Here is a 5,103-nt window from a genome sequence, read left to right on the forward strand (position 1 = left end):
GTGCGGGCGGGCCGGGCGGGGGCCGGCGGGAGCTGGCCCTTCATCGGGCCCCAGTCGTTGGGGTCCGGCACGCCCGGCGGGAGCATCTGGCGGCGCTTGGGGGCGTCCGGGTCGTGTGCCTCGCCCGGCTCCTTCGCGCCGGGCCAGGCCTTGGCCACGCGTGCGGCCAGGACGAAGTCCTTGCGCAGCGGGTGGCCTTCGAAGTTCTCCGGGAGGAGCAGCGGGACCAGGTTCGGGTGGTCCGTGAAGACGACGCCGAACATCTCGAAGGTCTCGCGCTCGTGCCATTCGGCGCCCGCGTACAGCGCGACCGCCGAGGGCAGGGAGGGCGCCGAGTGCGGGACGGTGGTCCGCAGCAGGAGGCGGCGTACGCGGCGGTTCTCCAGGGAGACCACGTGCGCGCAGATCCGGAAGCCGGTGCCGGGCTCGTCCACCGCGCTCAGCCAGTCGAAGTACGTGCAGCCCAGCTTGTCGCGGGCGATCTCCAGCGCGGGGATCCAGCTCGCGGTGGGGACGTCGACGGTGAGGACGGAGTACGCGTACGAGCCCACGGCTTCCGCGCCGAAGACCGTTCCCGCCGCGTCCGGGAGGGAGTCGTAGAGGTTCACGCGTCCGTCCCGGGGGTGGCCGGAGGGGTGACGAGGCCGCTGGTGAGCTGCGCGGGCGAGGGCGGGGCCGTCGTCGCGTAGCGCTCGGCCAGCGATTCGCGGGCGATCTTCTCCTGGAGCTTGAGGATGCCCTGCAGCAGCGCCTCGGGGCGGGGCGGGCAGCCGGGGACGTAGACGTCGACCGGGATGATCTGGTCGACGCCCTTGGTCACCGAGTACGAGTCCCAGTACGGCCCGCCGCAGTTGGAGCACGCGCCGAAGGAGATGACGTACTTCGGCTCGGGCATCTGCTCGTAGAGCCGCTTGACGGCCGGGGCCATCTTGTCCGTCACCGTGCCGGAAACGATCATGAGGTCGGCCTGTCGCGGGCCGGGCGCGAAGGGGATGACGCCGAGCCGGATGAAGTCGTGGCGGGCCATCGAGGCCGCGATGAACTCGATCGCGCAGCAGGCGAGGCCGAAGTTGAAGACCCACAAGCTGTAGCGGCGGCCCCAGTTGAGGACCACCTTCATGGGCTCGGGCGCGAGGCGGGAGAGCACTCCCAGCTTCTTCGGCTCCGGGAGCAGCTGCGGCTCCGACGGCACGGCCGGGGTACCGGCCGGGGTCACAGCCATTCGAGGACGCCCTTCTTGTACGCATAGAGCAGGCCGACGGCCAGGAAGCCGAGGAAGATGAACATCTCCACCAGCGTCGTGGCGCCGTAACCGGCGGCGGCGAAGACCGTCGCCCACGGGAAGAGGAAGATCGAGTCGACGGCGAAGATGACGTAGAGGAAGGCGTAGACGTAGTAGCGGACCTGGGTGTGCGCCCAGCCCTCGCCCACCGGGTCCACGCCGCACTCGTACGTCAGCAGCTTCTCGCGGGTCGGGACGACGGGCCGCAGCAGGCGGCCGGCGCCGAACGCCACCGCCACGAACAGCACACCGAGCGCGGCCAGGAGGCCGACGACCGAATACGTCCGGAAGTAGTCCGCTGCGAGCACGGTCGCGGTCGATACCGTCGGTTCGGGCACGTCCGTTCCTCGTTCCTCGGCGACTGTCGACGATCAGGTTGATCTGGTACGGACGGGAGTCTAGGGCCTGGCTACCACAGGGTGGGGTTATCCCCCGTTTACCTCGGCCCGGCTACCCCATGGCATCGGACGTGCGCGCTTGACAGGGTGGGCGCATGACCGCGACCGATCACACCCCCGGCGACGACGCTCCTCCTCCCGTCCGCGCACCCTTCAGTGCCGTGACGTGGAAGGAAATCGCCTACTTGTTGACCAATTTCCCCGCCGCCCTCATCGGGTTCGTCTACACCGTCGTCATGGTGTCGGTCGGGGCCGGTCTGTCGGTGACCGCGATCGGACTTCCGCTGTTCGCGTGCGGTCTCTTCCTGTCTCGCCAGTTGGGACGACTGGAGCGGGCGCGGGCCCGCGACCTCCTGGGCGTACGCGTGGACGAGCCGAGCCCGATGCCCGGGCCGGCGCGCTCCGGCGGATTCTTCCCCTGGCTGTGGGCGAGCCTCAAGGACCCGGTGGCGTGGCGGGCCGTGCTGTTCGAGCTGGTGCGGCTGCCGTGGGCGGTGCTCACGTTCACCGTGGCGCTGGTCGGGCTGTTCGTGCTGTGGCCGGTACTGCCGTGGGTGGCCCGGCTGCTCGCGAACGTGGACCGGGCGATGGTACGGGGCCTGCTGTCCCCGTCGGACGAACTGGAGCGGCGGATCGCCGAGCTGGAGTCCGACCGGGGCGTGGTCGTCGACACGGCGGCGGCGGACCTGCGGCGCATCGAGCGGGACCTGCACGACGGGGCGCAGGCGCGGCTGGTGGCGCTGGCGATGGGGCTGGGCCTGGCGAAGGAGAAGCTGCTGGAGGACCCCGAGGGGGCGGCGGCGATGGTCGACGAGGCGCACGGCGAGGTGAAGCTGGCGCTGCGCGAACTGCGGGACCTGGCGCGGGGCATCCACCCGGCGGTGCTGACCGACCGCGGGCTGGACGCGGCGCTGTCTTCGGTGGCCTCGCGGTGCCTGGTGCCGGTGAAGGTGTCGGTGGACCTGCCGGCGCGGCCGGCGGAGGCGATCGAGGGGATCGCGTACTTCGTGGTCTCGGAGCTGCTGCAGAACGTGAGCAAGCACGCGGGGCCGCAGGCGCGGGGCGCGGCGGTGGAAGTGTGGCGGGCGGAGCGGCGGCTGCTGATCCGGGTGTCGGACGACGGGCGCGGTGGCGCCGATGCGGGGGCGGGGTCGGGGTTGGCGGGGCTCTCGGAGCGGTTGGACGCGGTGGACGGGGTGCTGGTGGTGGAGTCCCCTCCCGGGGCGGGGACCGTGGTCACGGCCGAGCTGCCGTGGCGTGATCGGCTGGCGTAGCCGTTGGCCTGGCCGGCCCTTGGCCTGGCCGGCCGGTGGTGAGGGGCTCGGGGTTCTCCCCGGGCCCCGGGGTCGTTTGCCTGGGCGGCGCACCGTTCTCGGCTGCGGCGCCGTGGCCGCGCCTCAAACGCCGGCGGGGCTGAGATGGGCTGCGCTGCCCAGGGGCGGCCCGGAGGCGTTGGTGGGGATGGGAATGGCCGCGCGACCCCGGGGCGTGCTGGAGGCGACGGCGGGGCTGGAACGGGCTGCGCTTGGGGGTGGGGTTAACCCCCCTTGGGAGAGACCGACGTGCCGGATGGTTGGGGTGGGGGGTTCGGCGGGAGGGTTGGGGGGTCTCGGCGGATCGAAGGGCGGGTTGGAATCATGGGCAGCAGCGAGCGCGGCGCAAGTGGGATCGGCAGGGTGCTGCGGGCTCCCGTGGAGGGACGGGCCTGGCGGGAGTTCGGGTACCTGCTGCTCGGGCTGCCGCTCAGCACGCTGTACTTCTCGCTCGCCATCACGGGCGTCAGCCTCGGCGCCGGGCTGCTCGTCACCTTCCTCGGGGTCCCGGTGCTCGCCGGGGTGCTCGCCATGTGCCGGGGCTTCGGCCGGCTGGAGCGGGCCCGGGTGCGCGGGTTGCTCGGCCACGACATCGCCGAGCCGGCCCCGATCCGGGCGAAGAAGGCCGGGATGCTCCCCGCCATAGGGGCCCTGCTGAAGAGCGGGAGCGCCTGGCGACACGTGCTCTACTCCGTGATCCACTTCCCGTGGGCGGTGTTCGGCTTCTGCGTGGCCCTGGTGTTCTGGGCGTACGGGTGGGCCATGCTGCTCTACCCCCTCTGGTTCTGGGTCTTCCCGTCCTTCACGGACCAGCCGGGGCTGATGCTCTTCCAGAACGACGAGTACACGTTCTACCTGGACTCGCCCGTGGCGATCGCGCTGACCTGCCTGATCGGGCTCGCCTTCACCCTGGCCACGCCGTGGGTGGTCCGCGCGCTGACCACCGTCGACCGGGTGCTCGTCGCCGGGCTGCTCGGACCGTCGCGGCTCGATCACCGGGTCACCGAGCTGGAGTCCGACCGCGGGATCGTCGTCGACACCGCCGCCGCCGATCTGCGGCGCATCGAGCGGGACCTGCACGACGGGGCCCAGGCCCGGCTGGTGGCCCTGGCCATGGATCTGGGGCTGGCGAAGGAGAAGCTCACCGAGGACCCGCGGGCCGCCGCCCGGATGGTCGACGAGGCGCACGGCGAGGTGAAGGTCGCCCTGCAGGAGCTGCGGGACCTCGCCCGCGGGATCCACCCGGCCGTGCTGACCGACCGGGGTCTGGACGCGGCGCTGTCCTCGGTGGCCTCCCGGTGCGCCGTGCCGGTACGGGTGTCCGTGGACCTGCCCGCGCGTCCGGCGGCGGCGATCGAGGGGATCGCGTACTTCACGGTCTCGGAGCTGCTCCAGAACATCAGCAAGCACGCCCGGGCGCGTACGGCCTCCGTGGACGTGTGGAAGTCCGGCGAGCGGCTGCTGATCCAGGTCGCCGACGACGGGCGGGGCGGGGCGGATGTGTTGGGCGGGTCGGGGTTGGCGGGTCTCTCCGAGCGGTTGGATGCGGTGGACGGCGTGCTGGTCGTCGACTCCCCCGCGGGCGTCGGCACCACGGTGACCGCCGAGCTCCCCTGGCGCGTCTGAGCCCCCGGGCCCGGCCCGGCCCCTTGGCCCGGCGGCCCGTACTCCGGGGCTCGGGCTTGCCCGCACCCCGGAGCCCCGGCCTGGGCGGCCCGCCGTCTCCGGCTGCGGCGCCGCGGCCGCGCCTCAAACGCCGGCGGGGTTGAGATGGGCTGCGCACCCCCGGACGGCGGCCAGCCGCTAAGCCGAGAGGGACTGTGTAGCGATCTGCCGCGCCCACCAGCCCCAGACGGCCGCCGGACGCTAAACCGAGCGGGACTGCGTAGCGATCTGCCGCGCCCACCAGCCCCAGACGGCGGCCGGACGCTAAACCGAGCGGGACTGTGTAGCGATCTGGCGCGCCTCAACGCCACAGGCGGGCCTGCTGCAACCAGGCCGCCCCTCACCCTCTGCCCCCCGGCCATCCCCCGGGGGGATCCCGGGAGTCTTGTGTTTTTCCGGGACGGGACGGCCTGTCAAGGGTGGCCGAAGGCCATCGCGAAGCGAC

5 protein-coding genes are annotated in these 5,103 nt (G+C 72.6%); 2 read left to right on the forward strand and 3 right to left on the reverse strand.

Annotated features, from left to right (window positions below):
* The 3 genes from ACWGDE_RS35930 to ACWGDE_RS35940 all read right to left on the reverse strand — a co-directional run.
* On the reverse strand, positions 1-608 hold a 608-nt coding region (locus ACWGDE_RS35930; RefSeq protein ID WP_453393274.1), incomplete at its 3' end, for an NADH-quinone oxidoreductase subunit C.
* Positions 605-1,222 (reverse strand): NADH-quinone oxidoreductase subunit B, encoded by a 618-nt coding sequence (locus ACWGDE_RS35935; RefSeq protein WP_453393275.1) that lies wholly within the window; start codon positions 1,220-1,222, stop codon positions 605-607. The genes ACWGDE_RS35935 and ACWGDE_RS35930, both read right to left, overlap by 4 nt.
* Entirely contained in the window at positions 1,213-1,620 is a 408-nt protein-coding gene (locus tag ACWGDE_RS35940) for an NADH-quinone oxidoreductase subunit A (RefSeq protein WP_453393276.1), read from the reverse strand. Before ACWGDE_RS35940 ends, ACWGDE_RS35935 begins: the two co-directional genes overlap by 10 nt.
* A gap of 155 nt (positions 1,621-1,775) precedes the next feature.
* On the opposite strand from ACWGDE_RS35940, the gene ACWGDE_RS35945 reads away from it, so the two are divergent.
* Positions 1,776-2,954: a sensor histidine kinase gene (locus tag ACWGDE_RS35945; protein ID WP_453393277.1), complete on the forward strand. Its 1,179-nt coding sequence runs from the start codon at positions 1,776-1,778 to the stop codon at positions 2,952-2,954.
* A 363-nt stretch (positions 2,955-3,317) separates the two neighbouring features.
* On the forward strand, positions 3,318-4,619 hold the full coding sequence (locus ACWGDE_RS35950) for a sensor histidine kinase (protein ID WP_453393278.1): 1,302 nt from the start codon (positions 3,318-3,320) through the stop codon (positions 4,617-4,619).
* The last annotated feature ends 484 nt before the right edge of the window (positions 4,620-5,103 follow it).

It is taken from the genome of Streptomyces sp. NPDC054956, from assembly GCF_053609185.1.

Bases quoted from the DNA above. Each gene is read 5' to 3' on its own strand.
- ACWGDE_RS35935 (WP_453393275.1), bottom strand. From the start codon at position 1,222: ATGGCTGTGACCCCGGCCGGTACCCCGGCCGTGCCGTCGGAGCCGCAG.
- ACWGDE_RS35945 (WP_453393277.1), top strand. From the start codon at position 1,776: ATGACCGCGACCGATCACACCCCCGGCGACGACGCTCCTCCTCCCGTC.
- ACWGDE_RS35950 (WP_453393278.1), top strand. From the start codon at position 3,318: ATGGGCAGCAGCGAGCGCGGCGCAAGTGGGATCGGCAGGGTGCTGCGG.